Origin of the sequence: Blastococcus sp. KM273129 (assembly GCF_021698995.1) — a bacterium.
Classification (GTDB): domain Bacteria; phylum Actinomycetota; class Actinomycetes; order Mycobacteriales; family Geodermatophilaceae; genus Blastococcus.
In genome coordinates, this window is record NZ_SSXB01000217.1 from 1 (window position 1) to 309 (window position 309).

1 protein-coding gene is annotated in these 309 nt (G+C 72.2%); it reads left to right on the plus strand.

All coding sequences use genetic code 11. The annotated features are described in order from the left end of the window. Positions 1-95 precede the first annotated feature (95 nt). Positions 96-309: DUF4383 domain-containing protein (locus tag E9565_RS22095; RefSeq protein WP_236836748.1), on the plus strand; the 214-nt coding region annotated here is incomplete at its 3' end.

The window sequence follows — 309 nt, forward strand, 5'->3', positions numbered from 1 at the left end:
CCAGCGCCGACACCAGGAAGAGCACCCCGACGACGATCATCACCGTCGAGGCGATCCGGGGCCCGCGCACGGCCGCCGCGACGAGGACCGCCGCGGTGATCGCGGTCTTCGGCATCCTGGGCTTCGCCGACGGCCTGGACTTCTTCTCGACCGAGGGCGAGCGGATCCTCGGCCTGTCGTCCAACGGCCTGCTGTCCACCATCTCCGTCGTCACCGCGGCGGTCCTCGTCGCGGCGGCCGTGCGCGGGCCCCGGATCGCCTCGACGGTGATGATCGTCGTCGGGGTGCTCTTCCTGGTGTCGGCGCTGG